The sequence below is a fragment of the Halorubrum sp. SD41 genome, from assembly GCF_058630335.1.
In genome coordinates, this window is record NZ_JBZVGZ010000040.1 from 1 (window position 1) to 19198 (window position 19198).

Genomic DNA, 19198 nt, shown 5'->3' on the forward strand with positions numbered 1-19198 from the left:
TGGCGTCCGTCGCCGATCCGGCAGCAAGAGCTTATAAACGAGCGGCTGGGGCTTCGGTGGCGTCCGTCGCCGATCCGGCAGCAAGAGCTTATAAACGAGCGGCTGGGGCTTCGGTGGCGTCCGTCGCCGATCCGGCAGCAAGAGCTTATAAACGAGCGGCTGGGGCTTCGGTGGCGTCCGTCGCCGATCCGGCAGCAAGAGCTTATAAACGAGCGGCTGGGGCTTCGGTGGCGTCCGTCGCCGATCCGGCAGCAAGAGCTTATAAACGAGCGGCTGGGGCTTCGGTGGCGTCCGTCGCCGATCCGTCATCGATTATTTATAAGTAGGCTCCCGAGCAGACAGCATCCATTTATAAACAAACGCTCGCGGTGTCGACGCTCACGCCGGCGACCGCAGCGTCACAGCGTCACCACTCAGCCAACGAGAATCGGTATGAATGGCGGACAGGCGGGGTAGCCCGGCGTTCCGGCACGGGGTATCCCGATTGCCTCCTCCACCCCGCGACCCGACGAGCGACTGGCGTCCGGCGGTGGGCTGCTCGCTTCCGCGCCTGACCCAGTGCCGCCGACGAACCGCGACGGACCGCTCCTGCGAGCGGGCGCCGCGGACCGCTGTCCCCGGCGGACGAGGCTTCCACGTTGGCTCTCGGGGCCCGCGCCGGTCTGACCGGACGTGCCCGCTGTTCGGTCCCCGCTGAAGACTGCCTCACGGGTAACGAGCGGGGCCTAACCGCCCGACCTAGTCCGTTCGACGATATTCGGGTGCGGCATAAGGGCCTTTCGTTCGGCGACCGGTCCTACGACAGCACCGCCCGAGCGTACACCGCGGCGGCGAGCGGCACGGGGACCGACAGCGCGACGACGGCGCGCGCGTGCCACACGAGCCAGAGGTGGTCGCGGAACACCGGGCTCGGCTCGACCGCCAGCGCCCACGTCGCCGCGCTGACGGTCGTCGCGAGTCCGAGGACGACCGCCACGCCGGCGAGCGTCCCGGGGTCGACGTTCCCTTGTTCGACGGAGGCGATGACGACCGCGGACAGCAGCGCGAACAGCGCGATCCCGCCCCAGCCGACGACGCCGGACGCGTAGTACGCCGCCAGCTGGGTCGCGTACTCCGGCCCCGTGATGACCGCGTACGGCGCGACGAGCGCGACGACGGTGACGACGGCGGCGGCGATCCCGAGGCGACGCGAGACGGCGCGGAGGTCCATACCCGCCCTCGGGACGGCGCCGCGGTAAAAGGACCGGATCGGCCGCGGCCGACTCCCGTCCCGTAGGGTTTTGGCCCGGCGGCGCCCACCACCGGGCATGTCACTCGACGTCGAGCCGCCGGAGCCCCCCGAACTCGCCGCCGTCGACCCGAACGAGTACGAGGACGCCGAGGTGGCGGGCGGGGAGTACCGCCGCGACGACCTGGAGGCGCTCCTCCGCGAGGGGGCGTGGGAGGACGCGTTCTCCGAGTGGGCCGACGCGACCGACATGGACGAGTCCGACTGGGCGATCGCGGTCGATCTGGACCTCGTCTCCCGCTTCGACTTCTTTTGTAATAACCAAATGACTCGTTTGTTATTCTAATCGAAGTCGGGGAGATCGTCCGGCGCTTCATATTCGCTCTCCCAGTCAATATACTCGTTTTTTAGTACATCACACGCGGTTTGCCCCAGTTCTGTGAGCGCAGCATTGATTCCTGAAGTGGTTCCCCAACTATCCAAGTCCGGGTGGTAGTTTCGTTCCTTCCAGTCCTCCGGGATTCCCGGCGCGTGGTAGCCGACGCGCTCGGCGAAGGCATCCCAAAAAAAGTCAAACTGCTGTATCATGTCCAAGTCGGTCAGGATCTCAAATTCTTCCTCATCAAGATCCGTGTCCTCCGCCCACTCCGTGAACGCGTCTTCCCACGCGCCCCGTCGAAGTAATTCCTCTATCTCTTCGCGCTTATAGTCCGTATCGCCTACTACATCGGCATCGTCGTATTCATTCGGGTCAATCTCTTCAAGCTCGGGCGGATCGGGTGTTGGTACGTTCAACGTCATACCTAAGGTTTGACCGGCGGCGACATAACTTCACTACCATAGCGACAGCAAGGCCCAAACCTTTCTTTGACACAACGATACTCTTAGTTTGAATCAAATACCGGTGTATCTGTCGGACTGCGCATGGAGTTTTTATTCCAAAATAAATCAGCTCAAAGTAAACAACAGCGACTACATCGGTAAGCCCACCTACCACCAATCCCGCTACGACTGTATTCACAAATATGTGGTTCTGTTGAAATCCTCAGCAGGTGATATATTCTGACCCGGTTGCGGTCAATACAGGGGACTCACGTACCGGTGCGGATCTGTAGAATCTGCGACTCTGGGTTCGCCCCCTCGCTCTCGCTGTGATATCTCAAGAAGTAGTGAACTACCCCACCCTACTCGCTCACGGCTGAAGCCGTTCGCTCCTTGAGGGTGTCCTCAGAAATCGCAGATTTCTGATGTGCGAACGAGAGCTTGCTCTCGTTAACGCTACTCGGTCGCTTTGCTCCCTGTGTTGCTCCTTGAGGAAGGGGATTTAGCGCCTAATTCCAGTTAAAACGACCTATCAATCGTTTCTTGTCTCGTGTCGCTTTCAGGGCCGCTCCGATCTCCAGATCGGTCATCGTAGTATTTCCGGCCGATATACTCGTCACTCACATTACCACGAATGGCAGTAAGCAAGTGATCTGGAGACTGATACGTCTCTTTACCACTCCGTTCAAGAATGGCAGAGAGTGTCTCTGAATCCTCTTCGTCAGGTGCGTGAATCTCGGTGTCACCAGCCTGATCGATGATCGATTCTCTCGTGATCGGGAACGCGAATTCTGTTTCGGTCCACTCAGGGAGCTCTTGAATCTTCATGGTTCTTAACGAATCGGGGACCTGTTACGCTCCCGTCCGACGTAAATGCTGTGGCGAAGAGGGCCCTCACGGAGGTGTTTGTACGCACCCTCAGCGACCAGTCGTTTCATTTGATTATATGTCTGAAGAATAGGATTTCAACAGAGCCAAATATGTCTAAGTATGAGTAACTACACGAACAGAGAGAACAGAGCCTGTACGACGCTAAAAAAGTGACTGGCCCGACTAATCTTCTTGGAGCTTCTCAATTAGTGCTTGTTTGACAGCGGGATTTTCGAGTAGTTCGTCAACGTCGTCAATGGCTTGAACATCGCCGGCCTTCCCTGCTTCTTTATAAGTGTCTTTGACTTGCTGTTCCGTTTCCTCTTCAACCGCCCGCGCGTCGGGGCTGAACAGCATCCCACAGTTTGGGCACGCCTTCGCGGTCGGTGCGACTTTCTCGCCACAACTACACTGCTTGGGTGTGAGTGTGCTCCGGCTGGTTTCGTCAATCAATCCGGCCTTTTCTTCGGCCTTCTCCCGAAAGTCCATGTCTGACAGGTGGCTGTAGGTTGTTTCCATCACCTGACTGTCTTTGGTGTGTCCAATCAACCACTTGATCGTGTCATTATCCATATCGTAATCGCGCTTACAGATCGTCACGAAGTTGTGACGCAGTGAGTGCGGGTTGAGTGGCTTCTCGATGCCCGTCTCATTTTGGAGCGTGTTCAACACGTACCGAAGACAGTTATTCCCGACCGGGCTTCTTGGGTTCGACTTCCCGTAGTTCGGTTTTCCAGTAATCAGGAAACACTCTTCAAAATCAGCATCTCCTCTTGCGGGGTGGTAATTATTCACCCACTGCCGAACCGCCCCCTCGGCCAATAGGAGTGGCCGCCACCCGTTCCTGTCGTCGGCACCTTTCAGGCCGTGGTCCACGCTGGGATTGAAGCGATAGCGGCCCGTCTTATTCTCGTCGTTGAGGTGTTTTACGTCCTTCACACGGAGCGTACGGAGCGCGTTGCTCCGCATCCCGGTGTACAGGAGCAACGTCAGGATCATCTTGTCACGCGGGTGGTCCGCAGCGTCTTTGAGCCGTTCTATTTCGTCCCGTGTGAGCATATCGTCGGGGTCCACGGAGCTATCACCATCTTCGCTGTAAATCGCTATGTGCTCCGGGTCAACGCCGAGATCGGAGTGATATCGGTAGAAAATGCGGAGAGCAAACTGATAGGTCCGGATAGTCCCCTTGCTCATGCCGTTACAGTTCGGCACCTCTGCTTTGTAGTAGCCCCGTTCCATCAAATCGTTGAGATCCGCCGCTTCGGCTTCGGTCAACGTGTCCACAGTGAAATCAGCGTTCTTTAGATCTCTCCCCATCCGCGAAAGGCGATACATCCATCCCCACAATGTCGAATAGCTCTTGTCCTTCCGCTTGTCGGGCTCGAAGGACTGTTTCTTTTCGGTGTGGTTCTGACGGTCAAGCTTCTCGCCGTCAAAGGCGTCACACAGCTCTTGGATCCGCTCGGCTTCGGCTTGGGTTAATTTTCCAGTATCAACGTAGCCGTCAATCTCAAAGGTGTCCTCATCACCCCAAACGGTTTGCTGTATCGATGCGTACTTTTCTTCGGGTGTGTCGGTCATAGGTTGGAGCCTCCGCCACACCCACTTTCGCGTATCAGTGGGTGCTTGTCATATCATACGTCGAGTAGCACTTATAGATTCAGTGAATAACCAACGAGTCGTCTAGTTAAGAAACGACGACTTCGCCGACCGCGTCGGCTACCACGCGCCGGGGCTCCCCGAGGACTGGAAGGAGCGCGACCTCCACCCGGACCTCGATTCGTGGGGGACCGTCTCCGCGATCAACGCCGGCCTGACCGAACTCGGACAGATCGTCTGCGAGACGCTGAAGGAGGAGTACATCGACTGGGAGGCCGACTTCGAGGCGCCGGACGACCTCCCCGACTTCGACGAGTAGCGGCCGCGCTCCGATTCGGACGCGGCCGCCCGTCGCTGGTCCCCGCGCTCAGTGTCCCCAGAGCGTCCCGTCGGGGGCGTACCGCGCGTCCATGATCCGGTCCCACTGCTCGTCGGAGAGGTCGAGGTCGGCGGCCGCGACGTTCTCGTCGAGCTGGTCGACCGTCCGCGCGCCGACGATGGGGACGCAGGTGAACTCGTCCCACTCGGTGAGCCACGCGAGCGCGACCTGCGCGGGCGTGGCGTCCAGCTCGTCGGCGACCTCGCGGACCGCGTCGAGCACCTTCCAGCCGCGCTCCGAGAGGTAGAAGCGCTCGAACCGGTCGTCGAAGCTCGCGCGCGAGCCGTCCGGCGCGATCACTTTCTCGGGGTCGTCCGGGTCGGCGCGCTCGTACTTCCCGGTGAGGAACCCGCCCGCGAGCGGGGAGTACGGGCAGACCGCGAGGTCCTGATCGATACAGACGTCGAGGTACTCGCTCACGTCCTCGTAGTAGCCGGCGTGGTGGAGCGGCTGGACGGCGTCGAAGCTCGCGTAGTCGTTGACGTCCGCCGTCCACTGCGCTTTGGTCAGCTGCCAGGCCGCCATCGTCGACGCGCCGAGGTGGTGCACTTTCCCCTCCGCGACCAGCTCGTCGAGCGCGCGCATCGTCTCCTCGATCGGCGTCTCCTCGTCCCAGCGGTGGATGTAGTAGACGTCGAGGTAGTCGGTGCCGAGCCGGTCGAGGGTGCCCTCGATCTGCGCGCGGACGTGCTTCCGACCGAGCCCCGAGTCGTTCGGGCCGGGCTCGCCGCGCCCGTCGAACGGGAAGTACACCTTCGAGGCGATCACGTAGTCCTCGCGGTCGCGGTCCGCGAGCCACTCGCCGATGTACTCCTCGCTCGTCCCGTTCGGGTTCCCGTACACGTTGGCCGTGTCGATGAAGTTGATCCCGCGGTCCGCGGCCGCGTCGAGCAGTTCGTGCGACTCCTCGCGGCCCGTCTCCACGACGCCGTTCGTCTCGCGCCCGAACCGCCACGTCCCGAAGCAGAGCTCCGAGACGCTGAGCCCGGTGTCGCCGAGTCGTCGGTAGTCCATACCCACACCTCTCGGGGGAGTACGTAAAGCGTGGCGGCACCGGCGGGCGAGGCCGCGGGGCGATGTCGGCCGTCCGGACGCCCGCTATCCGAAGTTCTCGACCTTCGCGGCGTCCGCGTCGCCCCCGGCCGCGTCGACCGCGGCCTCCGCGTCGGCGACGAGGTCGGCGAACCCGTAGACGAACACGGTCTCGCCGTCCGCGCCGATGATGACCTCGGCGACGGCGTCGGTCAGGGGGTCGCCCGCGTCGAGGAGCCGAATATCGGCGCCGCGCTCGCGGAGTGCGTCGATCCGGTCGGCGTGCGCGACGTCGTCGTCGCGGTAGACGACCGCGGCCTCGGCGCCCTCGTCGAGCGCGCGCTCCGCGATGGCGACCGCGGGGCCGATCCCGGGACCCCCCGCGATCACGACCGCGCGGGGCTCGCCGTCGTAGTGCTGGTCGCCGTACGGGCCGGAGAGGGTCATCTCGGTGCCGGCCTCGGCGTCCGAGAGGAACGCCGAGAACTCCCCGCCCTCCTCGGGGTCGATGCCGACCGTGACCTCGAACGTCTCGCCCACGCGCGGCGACGAGAGGGTGTAGAAGCGCGCGACCGACTCCCCCTCGATCTCGGTGCCGAGCTTCACGAACTGTCCGGGTTCGGCCGCGAACCCCTCGGGCGCGCGGAAGCGGAGGGCGTACGTGTCGGGGCCGACCGCCTCGACCGCCTCGACCGTCGCTGTCGTGTCCATACGACGGATCGGCGGGGGAGACACAAACCCCTTCCCGTCGGGGTCGGTCCTGCCCGTGCCGAAACCGCTTCCCGCGGCGCGCCCCGAGTCGAAACGCGCGCACTCGGCGACGCCCACGCTCTCGTCACACCGCCGCCTTCGCCGACGCGTCCGGGAGGTACGCTCCCGGCCGAGAATGTTCGATAATCGTCGAAAACGGGTCCGACGCGAGGGGTCGATCGTGAGGAATACGGTGGATGTATGTTCAATTATATTCGTATATAAGCCGAATACAGCGCTTAGAGCCGACAGTATTCGCGAGATCGAACACGTTCGTCCAGAAACACCTCGGTGGCTCCTTCCAGAAGCCTTTTGATGAGTCCGCCGGAACCTTGCCCATAGCACATGGCCGCGGATTTCAACTGGGCTGTCGGCGGAGAGGCCGGCGACGGCATCGACTCGACGGGGAAGATCTTCGCACAGGCGCTTTCCCGCGCGGGTCGGCACGTGTTCACGTCGAAGGACTTCGCATCGCGGATCCGAGGCGGGTACACCGCCTACAAGGTGCGGACCTCCGTCGACAAGGTACAGAGCGTCGTTGACCGACTCGACGTGCTCATCGCGTTGACCCCCCGGACGATCGAGGAGAACCTCGACGAGCTCCACGAGGGGTCGGTGATCATCTACGACGGCGAGCGGACCACGATGCAGGACGTCGAAATCCCCGAGGGGATGATCGGGCTCGATGTGCCCCTCAAGAGCCTCGCCGAGGAGGCCGGCGGGGCGATCATGCGGAACGTCGTCGCGCTCGGCGCCGCCTGCGAGGTGGCGGATTTCCCCATCGAGAACCTCGATTCGGCGCTGGAGAAGCGGTTCAAGGACAAGGGACAGAAGCTCGTCGACAACAACAAGGAGGCGGCCCGCGCGGGCCAGTCGCACGTCGCCGACGAGTACGACCACGAGTTCGACTACTCGCTGGAGACCACCGACGAGGACTACGTCCTCCTCAACGGCGACGAGGCGATCGGTATGGGCGCCATCGCGGCCGGCTGCCGCTTCTACGCCGGCTACCCGATTACGCCCGCGACCGACGTGATGACGTACCTCACCGGCCGCATCGAGCGGTACGGCGGTCACGTCGTTCAGGCGGAAGACGAGCTGTCGGCGATCAACATGGCGCTGGGCGCGGCCCGCGGCGGCGCCCGCGCGATGACGGCGACCTCCGGGCCGGGGATCGACCTGATGACGGAGACGTTCGGGCTCATCGCCACCTCGGAGACGCCCCTCGTCATCTGTAACGTGATGCGCTCGGGCCCCTCGACGGGGATGCCGACGAAACAGGAGCAGGGCGACCTGAACCAGATGCTGTACGGCGGCCACGGCGAGGTCCCGCGGTTCGTCCTCGCGCCGACGACGATCGACGAGTGCTTCTGGAAGACGGTCGAGGCGTTCAACCTCGCCGAGAAGTACCAGCTCCCCGTCTACCTCACCGCCGACCTCTCGATGGCGGTCACCGAGCAGACGTTCTCCCCGGAGACCTTCGACATGGACGAGGTGGAGGTCGACCGCGGCAACGTCGTCGACGAGACGACGATCGACGACCACACCAGCGAGTCGGGCGGCTTTCAGCCCCACGAGATCACCGACGACGGGATCTCGCCGCGGGCGTTCCCCGGCACGGCCGACGGCGCGCACATGTCCACCGGCCTCGAACACGACGAGCAGGGGCGCCGGACCGAGGACACCGACATGCGCGTCGCGCAGGTCGACAAGCGAAACCGGAAGGTGGAGACGGCCCGCGAGCGCGAGGACTGGAGCCCGCGCGAGTTCGGCGCCGAGGACGCCGACACCCTCGTGGTCACGTGGGGGTCGAACGAGGGCGCGCTCGCCGAGGCGGTCGAGTTCCTCGAAGAGGACGGACTGGACGTACGGGTCCTCTCGGTCCCGTACGTCTTCCCGCGGCCGGACCTCTCCGAGGACGTTGCGGCGGCCGAGCGAACGGTCGTCGTCGAGTGTAACGAACAGGGGCAGTTCGCGGACCTCGTCGAGCACGACGTGCTCGAACGGGTCGACCGCGTGAACAAGTACAACGGCGTGCGGTTCAAGGCCGACGAACTCGCAGCGGAGATCAAGTCGACCCTCGAAGCGGGGGTGGAGGCGTAACCAATGAGCTCAGAGATTCGATTCACCGACTTCAAGTCCGACAAGCAGCCGACGTGGTGCCCGGGATGCGGCGACTTCGGGACGATGAACGGCATGATGAAGGCGCTGGCGGAGACGGGCAACGACCCCGACAACACCTTCGTCGTCGCCGGCATCGGCTGTTCCGGCAAGATCGGCACGTACATGCACAGCTACGCGCTCCACGGCGTTCACGGGCGCGCGCTCCCAGTCGGGACCGGCGTCAAGATGGCCCGGCCCGACATCGAAGTGATGGTCGCCGGCGGCGACGGCGACGGCTACTCCATCGGCGCGGGCCACTTCGTCCACGCCGTCCGACGCAACGTCGACATGACGTACGTCGTGATGGACAACCGCATCTACGGGCTGACGAAGGGGCAGGCCTCGCCCACCTCGCGCGAGGACTTCGAGACCTCGACGAGCCCCGAGGGCCCCAAACAGCCCCCGGTGAACCCGCACGCGCTGGCGCTCGCCTCCGGCGCGACGTTCATCGCCCAGTCGTTCTCTTCGGACGCGCTCCGCCACCAAGAGATCATCCAGGAGGCCATCGAGCACGACGGGTTCGGCTTCGTCAACGTCTATTCCCCCTGCGTCACCTTCAACGACGTCGACACGTACGACTACTTCCGCGACTCGCTGGTCGACCTCAAGGAGGAGGACCACGACCCGACCGACCGCGAGGACGCGAAGGACGTCATCCTCGACAACGAGAAGGAACATCAGGGCGTCATCTACAAGGACGAGTCGTCGGTGCCGTACCACGAACAGCACGGCGTCGACGAGGACATGTCCGTCATCCCGGACGGCGCCCCCGAGGGGGCGACCGACCTCGTCCGCGAGTTCTACTGAGACCGCCGGACGAAGCCGGGGGATTCCGACCTCTCTCGACGGCCAAAACCGGCCGAACGGGCGGGTTCACGCGGATTTTTCGGGGAGTTTCAGCAAGCCTAATTAGGAGGGTCCGCAACTGGCGTGTATGGTTGACCGCTACGACGTCGCTATCGCCGGGGCCGGTCCGGCGGGCGCGCAGTGCGCCCGCGACCTAGCGACGCGCGACTACGACGTCGTCGTCTTGGAGACGGAGTCGGAAGCCGAGTTCCCGCGACAGAGCAACAAGTCGACGGCGGGCACGTTCCCGTCGATGATGTCCTCCTTCGGGATCCCCGACGACGTCGTGATGTCGTACACCGACGACGTCGTGTTGGAGTCGCCCAACGAGTACTACGAGAGCTACCAGCCGGGGGCGGTGTTGGAGTTCGCGGAGTTCAAGCGGTTCCTCGTGGCGGACGGCCGCGAGAACGGCGCGGAGTACCGCTTCGACGCGCGCGTCTCGCGGCCGATTCTCGACGACGACGGCGTCATCGAAGGGGTTCGGTACAACGGCGACGAGGAGGTGTACGCCGACGTGGTGATCGACGCCACCGGCCCGGCCGCGCCGCTCGCGAGCGCGCTCGACGTCGTCGACCTCGAACGCGAGAACCAGGCGATCGGCATCGAGTACGAGATGGAGGGCGTCGAGATGAACCACCCCGACTACGCGGACCTCCGGCGCGCGATGATGCTGCGGCTGGACCACAACATCGCGCCGGGCGGCTACTCGTGGATCTTCGCGACCGGCGAGGACACCGCGAAGGTCGGCCTCTGTTACATCCAGAACGACCGCCACCGCGAGTTCGCCGAGGCGGGGAAGACCGTCGACGGCTACCTCGACGACTGGGTGAGTCGCGACCCGCGGTTCTCCGACGCCGAACAGATCGACGAGAAGGTCCACCGCGGCTCCGCGCATATCCAGCGCCCGGGGCAGATGCACACGGACCGGTTCATCGCGATCGGCGATACGGTCCCCTCCATCGACCCGCTGTGGGGCGAGGGGATCCACAAGGGGATGAAGTCCGCTCGCGCCGCCGCGGCGACCGTCGACCGCTGTCTCACCGACTCTGAGCGGCGCATCGACGCGGAGAGCCTCGCGGTGTACGAGACGCTGTGGCACCGCGACGTGGCGCCGCGCGCGGAGTCGCGGCTGGCGCTCACGGAGCTGCTGTACCTCGCGCCGAACGAGCGGTACGACCGGTTGATGCGCGACCTCCAAGAGACCGACGACGACATCTTGGCGAAGGCGAACCGCGGCGAGAAGGCGGGGATGGCTCGGCTGCTCCACCTCGACGACGTCCCGCTGCTCGCGAAATACGCCCGCGAGCGGCTCGGGGTCTGAGGCCGCGGCTGGGGAACGGCGACGACCGGGAGAGAAACGGAACGGGGGAACGTGTCGCCTACCGCTCGTCGACGGGGACGAACTCGACGTCCTCGGGGCCGGTGTAGCGGGCGCGCGGGCGGATGAGGCGGTTGTCCTCCTGGTACTCGGCGACGTGGGCGATCCACCCGCCGACGCGGCTCATCGCGAAGATGGGCGTGTACATGTCGACCGGGATACCGAGCGAGTCGTAGACGGAGCCGGAGTAGAAGTCGACGTTCGGGGCGATCCCCTTCTCGACGAGCCCTTGGTCGGTGAGGTACTCCTCGATCGCGGTGGTGTAGTCGAGCCACTTCGTGTCGCCCGACGACTCCGAGAGGTCGCGGAGCTTCTCTTCGAGGATCTTCGCGCGGGGGTCTTTCACCTTGTAGACGCGGTGGCCGAATCCGGGGATGCGCCGCCCCTCGTCCCGGGCGTCTTTCACCCACTCGACGGGGTCCTTCGAGGAGGCGTCGACCTCGTGGAGCACCTCCATCACGTCCTGGTTGGCGCCGCCGTGGAGCGGGCCGGAGAGCGCGCCGATGCCGCCGGTGACGCCGGAGTAGACGTCGGCCATCGTCGAGCCGATCACCATCGCGGTGAACGTGGAGGCGTTGAGCCCGTGGTCGGCGTGGAGCGTCAGCGCCATGTCGAACGTCTCCTCGCTCACCGCGTCCGGCTCGGTCCCGGTGAGCATGTAGAGGAAGTTCCCGGCGTGCGAGAGCTCCGGGTCGGGGGCGACCGGCTCCTCGCCCTGCCGGACGCGCTCGAACGCGGCGAGGACCGTCGGGATCTTCGCCGTGATCCGCCGGCCCTGGCGGAGGGCGGCCTCGCCGTCGTCGCCCTCCTCGTCGTCGTCCGGGTCGTACGCGGACAGCATCGACGTCGCGGTCCGGAGCGCGGCCATCGGTCGCTCGCCGGCGTCCGCGAGCGCGCGCACCGTCTCGATGACGTCGTCGTTCACCTCGCGCTCCGCCGCGAGGTCGGCGGCGAACGAGTCGAGCTCCGCGGCGGTGGGCAGGGAGCCGTGCCACAGCAGGTACAGCACCTCCTCGTAGGACGCGCCGCGCGCGAGGTCCTCGATGTCGTACCCGCGGTATACGAGCTTCCCGACCTCGCCGTCGACGTAGCTCAGATCCGACTCCGCGACGAGGACGCCCTCGAGCCCGCGTTTTAACTCATCGGCCATACTACGTCGTTCCGACCACCGGCAAAAAAGCGTTATCTTTCAGGAGGAATACGATACGTCGATCGTGGTACGCCACCGCGTCGCACGACGACGTGACAAGGTTCGGAAACGTCCGCGTCCGGTCGCGAGCGGGCCGGACGGCCGCCGTCTTGGCGCGCCGCCGCCCGACGGCTCCCGGCTCAGCGCGCCGGGACGACCGTCACCGTCCGGTTCCGGTCGATCGCGTCCTCCAACTCTTCGGCGATGGCGGAGCCGCGGGAGACCTGGACCTCGCCGCCGCGGCCGACGGTGGCGGTGAAGAGGTACTCGCCGTCGGCGCGCACCTCGACCGTCTCGCCCACCCCGTCGTCGACGTCGATGACGACGTGCCGCGAGGTGATCTCCGGCGCAACGGCCGTCCCGCGCTCGGCGCCGACCTGCCCGTCGCCGCGGCCGTTCTCGGCCGCGCCGCCGGCGGAGCCGCCGCCCGACCCGCCGGGCTTCTCGTCGTGCGTCCGCACGTCGATGTCGATCCCGAGGCGGTTCTCGATGTCGGCGATGCGGCCGCCGCCCTTCCCGATCACCGTGCCGATGTCGCCCTCGGTGACGTAGACGACCGCCTCGTCGTCGCCGTTGAGCGTCACGTCGACCTGGCCGTGCGCGACCGACTTGATCTCGCGTTCGATCTCCTTTTTCGCGATGCGGCCGACGCCGGACTCGCTTTCGGCCTCGCCGCCGTCCTCGTCGAGCGGCACCGTGACGACCTGCCGGTTGAAGGTGTATATCTCGTACTCGGGCCGGCCGGTCTCGAAGTTCGACACCTGGATGACCGGGCGGGCGAGGTCCTCGGCGGTGAGCCCGGCGGGCACCTTCACCTCGGTGGTCACGTCGTAGACGGTGTGGACCTCGCCGGCCTCGATGTAGACGACGGTGTCGACGATCTGGGGGATCATCCCGAGTTCGACGCGCCCGACGAGCCGCTGGAGCGCGTCGATGGCCCGAGATGCGTGGACGACCCCGACCATGCCGACGCCGGCCATCCGCATGTCCGAGAACACCTCGAAGTCGTTCGTCTTCCGGACCTCGTCGTAGATGGTGTAGTCGGGGCGAACGAGGAGGAGGGAGTCGGCGGTGTTCTCCATCTCGCCGCCGAGCGCGCCGTACTGCGTGATCTCCGGACCGACCTGGAGGTCCCGCGGCTTCTCCATCGTCTTCACCGCGTAGTCGCTGTCGTTCAGGAACTCGGCGACCGCCTGCGCGAACGTCGACTTGCCGGCGCCGGGCGACCCCGAGATGAGCACGCCGCGCTTGCGCTCTTTGAACCGCTCGCGCAGCTCGTCGGCGAACTCGTAGTCGTCGAGGGTCGTCTTCGCGATGGGGCGGACGGCGGTGATCTCGATGCCGTCGGCGAAGGGGGGCCGCGCCACCGCGATCCGGTAGTTCCGGAACTGGACGATGTCCATCCCGTCGTCGGAGAGCTCGATGAACCCCTCGTTCGACTGGCGGGCGAGGTCGACGATCGAGTTGGCCCACTCGCGCATCTGTTCCTCGTCGGTCTCCTCGTCCGCGACCTCGACGTAGCGCATCTCGCCGAGCGTCCCGCGCTTCGCCTTCGGGACGGTGCCGGTCTTGAGGTGGACCGACATCGTCTCGTCGGTGAAGAAGTCCTGAATCGGAAGCTCGTCGACGACGCCGCGGGCGACGGGCTCGACGTACTCGACGTCGAGCCCCTTCGCGCGGGCGACCTCGGCCTGGACCACGTCGCTCGACAGGAGGGTCGCGTCGTGGTCGGCCGCCAGGTCGCGGATAAGCGCGTCCACGTCGCCCTCGTGGGCGTTCGAGCGGGCGTCGCCGCTCGCGCGCTCGCCGACGTACCGCAGCTCGATCGTCCCGTCGTCGGCGTAGTCCGCGAGCCGCTTCAGCTCGCTCAGCCCGTCCCAGCCGGATTCGAGCCCGTCGTTCGCCTGCGACTCCAGCTCGCCCACGACCGCCTCCGGGACGAACACGGTGACCGACTCGTAGGTCCCGTCCGCGACGCGTTCGGACACGCGGCCGTCGACGACCGCGCTCGTGTCCGGTACTACGTTCATACCGAGGATCGGTCCGGGAACCGTATAAGGGTGTTCGACCGGGGCGCTCGGCCGTGGGGTCCGTCCGCTCGCTCTGACTCCTCTCTCAGTCGTCCGCGGCGGCCCGCTCCGCCCGGTCGGCCGCCAGCCGCTCGGCGTGGGCGGTGAAGTTCTCGAACAGCGCCTTCGCCTCGCAGGCCGCGTCGTACGCCTCGGGGGTGATCGATTCGAGGACGCCGTCCACGCGGGCGTCACCGATCTGGTCGCGCTTGCCGTCGGTCACGTCGCGGGCGGTCTCGACGTCGTACTCGGGGTGGAACTGGACGCCCCAGCAGTGGCCGTCGCGGAACGCGTGGACGCCGCGGTCGTTCTCGGCCAGCAGCGTCGCCGACGGCGGGAGCTCGACGACCGCGTCGCCGTGGGTCGTGAAGGCGGTGAACGACTCGCCGATCCCCTCGAACAGCGGGTCGTCGCGCACGCGGCGGATCTCGTTGTAGCCGATCTCGAAGCCGTCCATCCCCGCGACGCGGCCGCCGAGCGCCTCCGCGAGCACTTGGTGGCCGTAACAGACGCCGAGGACCGGGACGCCGTCGTCGGCGGCCTCGGCGACGTAGTCGACGAGCGGCGGGATCCACGCCTCGTCCCAGTACACCGACGAGCGCGACCCCGTCACCACGACGCCGTCGAACTCGGTGTCGTCGGGGAGGTCCCCGTCGTTGACGTCGAACTCGACGAGGTCGGCGTCGAGCTCCCGGCGGAAGTTCCGCCGGGTGTTCGCGCCGTCGTGGGCGGCGTTCAACAGGGCGAACCGGAGGCGAGTCATCGACCGAACGGAGACGCGAGAGTCACAAAACGGTTGCGGCGCCGGACGTGCCGGCCGACGACGCGGACGCGGGGCACCGCTCGAACCGCGGCGTTGGCCCGCCGGAGGGCGCCGGCACTACGCGAACCGGTCGGTCGCGTGTTCGGCGAGCCAGCCCGTGAGCAGGTCGTTGACCGCCGCCGACGCCTCGACCCCGACGAGGTGCCGGGCGCCCTCGACGGCGTGGAACTCGCCGCGCGGGAGCCCCTCCGCGAGCGTCTCGCCGGCCGTGACCGGACAGACGGTGTCGTCGCCCCCGTGGACGACCAGGGCCGGCGTCGTGACCTCGAAGAGGTCGTCGGTCAGGTCGAACGCCTCGACCGCCGCGCGGTGCGCCTCGTACGCCTCCCGGTCGGCGTCCTCCGCGAGGCGCCACTCCGCGATCCGCGAGAGCGCGTCCGGGTGCGCCTCGCGGAAGTCGGGCGAGAGCAGCCCGGAGAGCGACCCCTCGACCGTGGCCGGGTCGCTCGGGTCGGCCCAGACGCCGGCGGGGTTGTACGCGTCGCCCGCGGGCGGCGTTCCCACCAGGGCCAGGCTCGCCGGTCGCGAGCCGGTCAGCGCGGCCGTCAGCGCGACCATCCCGCCGAGGCCGTACCCGACGAGGTGGGCGTTCCTGACGCCCTCGGCCGCACAGACCGCGTCGAGGTCGGCGGCGAGCGTCTCGGCCCGGTACGGGCCGGGCGGCGCGTCCGACCGCCCGACGCCGCGCGTCTCGGGCGTGATCACCGTGTGCGGCCCGGCCAGCGCGGCGTGCTGCCAGCCGAACTGCCACGCGCCGAGCCCGACGTCGCCGCAGAACACGACCGCCTCGTCGTCCGTACCGGCGTCGGGCGCGTCCACCTCGTACCGGATCTCGGTGCCGGCGTTGGTCGCGTAGGGCATATGGAACTCGCTGGGACGGAGCTAGGCCTCCTGGAGGCTGCGGAGGACGTCGGGCGCCGCGTCGAGCGCGTCGTCGAGCGCCTCCGCGTCGGGGCCGCCGCCCTGCGCGAAGTCGGGCGGGCCGCCGCCGCCGCCGCCGACGCGCCCGGCGAGCTCCGAGACGACCTGCCCGGCGTTCACGTCGACGCCGTCGGGGACGCCGACGACGAAGCTCGCGGAGCCGCCGGCGCCGCTGCCGATCACCGCGACCTTCCCGTCGTCGACGTGGGCGTTCGCGGTCGCGCGCAGCTCGTCGGCGTCGCCGTCGAGCCGCTGGATCACCGCGGTCGCCCCGGCGACCTCGACCTCCTCGGCGTCGGCGCCGCCGGCGGCACGCGCGGTCGCCAGCTCCTCTTTCAGCGACTCGACCTCCTTCCCCCGCGCCTTCCACTCCTCGAAGAAGCGCTCGGCCGTCTCGGGCACGTCGAGCGGGTCGACGTCCAACACGTCGGCCGCGTCGTACAGCGCGTCCTCGGTGCGCTGGGTCGCCTCGACCGCCGCGGCGCCCGCGGCGAAGGCGATCCGCTCGACGCCGTCCTGAACCGGCTCCGTCTTCAGCACCTTCACGGCGCCGATCTCGCCGGTCCGGTCGACGTGGGTGCCCGCGCAGGCCTGGACGTCGGCGTCGCCGACGTGGATCAGCCGGACGTTCGTTCCCGGCGGCACGCCCCCTTGGTACAGGTCGAAGCCGTGTTCCGCCTCGGCCTCGTTGCGGTCGGGCCACTCCTGTCTGACGGGGACGTCGTCGCGGACGAGCTCGTTGGCGACGCGCTCGATCGCCTTCACGTCCTCGCGGGTGATGCGCTCGAAGTGGCGCACGTCGAGCCGCGCGGAGTCGGTCCCCTTCTGGGCGCCCGCCTGCCGGACGTGGTCGCCGAGCACCTCGCGGGCGGCGTGACCGATCAGGTGGGTCGCGGTGTGGTGCGCGCGGAGCCGCTCGCGGCGGTCGCCGTCCACCTGCCCCTTGACGAACTCGCCTTTCCCGGGGTCCGCGTCCGTGCGGTGGAGGACGACGCCGTCACGCTCTTGCACGTCGGTGACGTCGACGGTGGTCTCGCCGACCGTGAGCTGGCCCCTGTCGGCCGGCTGGCCGCCGCCCTCGGGGTAGAACATCGTCTGGTCCAACACGACGTCGTACCCCTCCTCGGCGTCCAACACGTCGAGGACGACCGCCTCGAACTCCGTGCGCCCCTGGTCGTCGTAGAACAGCTTCTCCGTCTCGGGGAGGTCGGCGAGCCGCTCGTCGCGCTCGTCGCCCCCGGTCGCGGCGTCGGCCTCCTCGTGTCGGTCGGCGACGAGCGCGTAGAAGTCGTCGGGCACGTCGACGGCCGCGCCGCGCTCGTCGGCGATGTCGGCGACCATGTCGGGCTGGATCCCGTGGGAGTCGTACAGCTCTAACAGCTCCTCGGTGGGGATCGGCTCGCCGGCCCCGGCGTACTCGTCGGCGAGCTGCTCGACCTTGCGGGCGCCCCGCTCCAGCGTCCGCTCGTACTTCCGCTCCTCGCTGCGGACGATCTCGCGGATCGTGTCGCGGTTCTCGTAGCCGAGCCGCTCGGCCTGCATGTCGACGAGCTCGTCGAGCGGGGCGTCGACGCCCACCTCGTCGACGAGCCGCTTCATCCGGCGCAACACCATTCGGGCGAGGTAGCCCGTCCCGACGTTCGAGGGGACGATCTCGTCGCCGAACATGTACGCGAGCGTCCGCGAGTGGTCGGCGATCGCGTAGATCGATTCGAGCGGCTCGACCAGTTCGCGCAGGCGGTCGACGTCGACGTCGAGTCGGTCGGCGATCTCGCCGCGGGCGGCCTCCACGTCGTCGACGTCGTCGATGTCGAGCCGGCCGGAGAGCTTCGCGGCGCGGTGGACGATCTCGCGTTCCGCCTCGGTGCGTTCGATCCCGGCGTTGTCCTTCAAAAAGTCGATGGCGTCGGGATAGATCGCCTCGTACACCGTCGCGGTCCCCTGGCTCATCCACGTCCACCGTTCGAGCCCGTACCCGGTGTCGACGATGTACGTGTCCATGAACGAGTACGTGTTCCCGTCCTTCATCTCGTAGTCGCCCTCGGGGTCCTGCTCCATGCACATGAAGACGAGCGTCGCCAGCTCGGCGCCCTTATAAATGACCTCGATGGCGGGCCCGGCGTTGCCGCCGCCGACCCACGGGTCCTCGATGTAGGTGATCTCCTCGAGATCCGCGCCGAGGCTCTCGAACAGCTCGTCGCAGTACTGTACCGTCTCGTCTTTCCAGTACACCTCGCCGTGGTAGGCGTACTCGTCCTCGTCGACCTCCTCGCGCGTGTTGAACGCGTGGTGGGCCATCATCTCGAACGCCATCGTGTGCCGGCCCGTCTTGCCGACGTTGTCGATGTCCTGCATCCGGATGCAGGGCTGCGAGATCGTCAGCGGGTTCGCCGGCGGCGGCGTCTGCCCCGAGGTGACGAGCGGCTGGAAGTCGTAGATCGACGCCTGCGTCAGGAGGACGTCGTCGCGCCAGCGGTTCGCGGCGACCGGATACGGGTCGATCCGCTCGTGGCCGTGGTCCTCGAAGAAGGAGAGGAACGCCTCGCGCATCTCCGACAGCGAGCGGGCCTCCGGGAAGCCCGGGTCGTCGATGAAGCTGTAGTCCTCGCAGGGCGGCTCGCCGCACAGTTCTCGCCCCGCGTCGCGGGTCCAGAAGTGCGCGCCACAGGAGGTGCATTCCTTGCGCTCGAACCCTTCTTCCTCGAAGTAGTCGAGACGGTACTCCGCTTCGAGATCGCTCATTACACGAACGTGGCCCGTGTTGCTCCAAAAGGGTTCCGGGGTCGCTCGTGGCCCGTGACGGCGCCGCTCGCCCCCGCGAGACGGGCTCGATGGGGATTCTCGGCCGGAGCGACGGCGACCGGTCGCACGGGCGGACTGGAAACGTTGCGATCGATCGGAAACGGGCGACGGCACCGGTGTTCCGCCGATCGGTACGAAGATTTATACGCTGGGCGGGACCTATGACGTACAATTGTGACCTCCGCGTTGGGCGAGCACGCCTCGGTCCTCGTGCTCGACGACGACCCCGTGGTCCGCCCCCGCGCCCCGGCCCTCCCCCTCGCCCTGGCGGCCCGGAGCGCCCGCGGCGGGGCCGGTGGGCCGGCCCGGGGCCGCCCCGCGGGG

The 19198-nt window shown here is 66.9% G+C and carries 14 protein-coding genes, 1 other RNA gene and 2 pseudogenes; 5 read left to right on the top strand and 12 right to left on the bottom strand.

The features are described from left to right. Positions 1–437: 437 nt before the first annotated feature. Together ffs and AC4NMM_RS14650 are read right to left on the bottom strand one after the other, a co-directional pair. Positions 438–749, bottom strand: an RNA gene (ffs, locus tag AC4NMM_RS14645) — signal recognition particle sRNA. A gap of 47 nt (positions 750–796) precedes the next feature. After that, complete coding sequence (locus AC4NMM_RS14650) at positions 797–1210, bottom strand: DUF7548 family protein (RefSeq protein ID WP_491924601.1); 414 nt, start codon at positions 1208–1210, stop codon at positions 797–799. A 97-nt stretch (positions 1211–1307) separates the two neighbouring features. On the opposite strand from AC4NMM_RS14650, the pseudogene AC4NMM_RS14655 reads away from it, so the two are divergent. Continuing rightward, positions 1308–1565, top strand: a pseudogene (locus tag AC4NMM_RS14655) (DUF7992 family protein); the annotation flags it as partial. A gap of 5 nt (positions 1566–1570) precedes the next feature. On the opposite strand, the gene AC4NMM_RS14660 reads toward AC4NMM_RS14655, so the two are convergent. The 3 genes from AC4NMM_RS14660 to AC4NMM_RS14670 form a co-directional block, all read right to left on the bottom strand. Further along, complete coding sequence (locus AC4NMM_RS14660) at positions 1571–2029, bottom strand: DUF7992 family protein (RefSeq protein ID WP_491924602.1); 459 nt, start codon at positions 2027–2029, stop codon at positions 1571–1573. A gap of 540 nt (positions 2030–2569) precedes the next feature. Continuing rightward, positions 2570–2878: a DUF5789 family protein gene (locus AC4NMM_RS14665; RefSeq protein WP_096393634.1), complete on the bottom strand. Its 309-nt coding sequence runs from the start codon at positions 2876–2878 to the stop codon at positions 2570–2572. A 225-nt stretch (positions 2879–3103) separates the two neighbouring features. Further along, a complete protein-coding gene (locus AC4NMM_RS14670) occupies positions 3104–4501 on the bottom strand; it encodes a site-specific integrase (RefSeq protein ID WP_096393633.1) in 1398 nt (465 codons plus the stop codon). 115 nt (positions 4502–4616) lie between these two features. On the opposite strand from AC4NMM_RS14670, the pseudogene AC4NMM_RS14675 reads away from it, so the two are divergent. Next, positions 4617–4838 (top strand): annotated as a pseudogene (locus AC4NMM_RS14675) (DUF7992 family protein); the annotation flags it as partial. A 48-nt stretch (positions 4839–4886) separates the two neighbouring features. Here the strand turns inward: AC4NMM_RS14675 and AC4NMM_RS14680 are convergent. Both AC4NMM_RS14680 and AC4NMM_RS14685 read right to left on the bottom strand, forming a co-directional pair. Then, the gene (locus AC4NMM_RS14680; RefSeq protein WP_096393632.1) at positions 4887–5912 is read right to left on the bottom strand and encodes an aldo/keto reductase; all 1026 of its coding nucleotides are present in this window, start codon (positions 5910–5912) and stop codon (positions 4887–4889) included. Between the two features lie 84 nt (positions 5913–5996). Further along, positions 5997–6641 carry an FAD-dependent oxidoreductase gene (locus tag AC4NMM_RS14685; RefSeq protein WP_096393631.1) on the bottom strand — a complete coding sequence of 215 codons (645 nt, stop codon included), beginning with the start codon at positions 6639–6641 and terminating at the stop codon, positions 5997–5999. 384 nt (positions 6642–7025) lie between these two features. On the opposite strand from AC4NMM_RS14685, the gene AC4NMM_RS14690 reads away from it, so the two are divergent. From AC4NMM_RS14690 to AC4NMM_RS14700, 3 genes are all read left to right on the top strand, one after another. Continuing rightward, positions 7026–8783, top strand: a complete 1758-nt coding sequence (locus AC4NMM_RS14690; RefSeq protein WP_096393630.1) for a 2-oxoacid:acceptor oxidoreductase subunit alpha — start codon at positions 7026–7028, stop codon at positions 8781–8783. Between the two features lie 3 nt (positions 8784–8786). Further along, complete coding sequence (locus AC4NMM_RS14695; protein WP_096393629.1) at positions 8787–9650, top strand: 2-oxoacid:ferredoxin oxidoreductase subunit beta; 864 nt, start codon at positions 8787–8789, stop codon at positions 9648–9650. A gap of 127 nt (positions 9651–9777) precedes the next feature. Next, on the top strand, positions 9778–11013 hold the full coding sequence (locus tag AC4NMM_RS14700; RefSeq protein WP_096393628.1) for a digeranylgeranylglycerophospholipid reductase: 1236 nt from the start codon (positions 9778–9780) through the stop codon (positions 11011–11013). 58 nt (positions 11014–11071) lie between these two features. On the opposite strand, the gene citZ is transcribed toward AC4NMM_RS14700, so the two are convergent. From citZ to alaS, 5 genes are all read right to left on the bottom strand, one after another. Then, positions 11072–12220, bottom strand: a complete 1149-nt coding sequence (gene citZ, locus AC4NMM_RS14705; RefSeq protein WP_096393627.1) for a citrate synthase — start codon at positions 12218–12220, stop codon at positions 11072–11074. Positions 12221–12399: 179 nt separating this feature from the next. Next, entirely contained in the window at positions 12400–14289 is a 1890-nt protein-coding gene (locus tag AC4NMM_RS14710; RefSeq protein ID WP_491924603.1) for a PINc/VapC family ATPase, read from the bottom strand. Positions 14290–14374: 85 nt separating this feature from the next. Further along, on the bottom strand, positions 14375–15091 hold the full coding sequence (locus AC4NMM_RS14715; RefSeq protein WP_491924604.1) for a type 1 glutamine amidotransferase: 717 nt from the start codon (positions 15089–15091) through the stop codon (positions 14375–14377). 117 nt (positions 15092–15208) lie between these two features. After that, positions 15209–16012 (bottom strand): alpha/beta fold hydrolase, encoded by an 804-nt coding sequence (locus AC4NMM_RS14720; RefSeq protein WP_096393624.1) that lies wholly within the window; start codon positions 16010–16012, stop codon positions 15209–15211. 21 nt (positions 16013–16033) lie between these two features. Beyond that, positions 16034–18814 (bottom strand): alanine--tRNA ligase, encoded by a 2781-nt coding sequence (gene alaS / locus AC4NMM_RS14725; protein WP_491924605.1) that lies wholly within the window; start codon positions 18812–18814, stop codon positions 16034–16036. Positions 18815–19198: the final 384 nt, after the last annotated feature.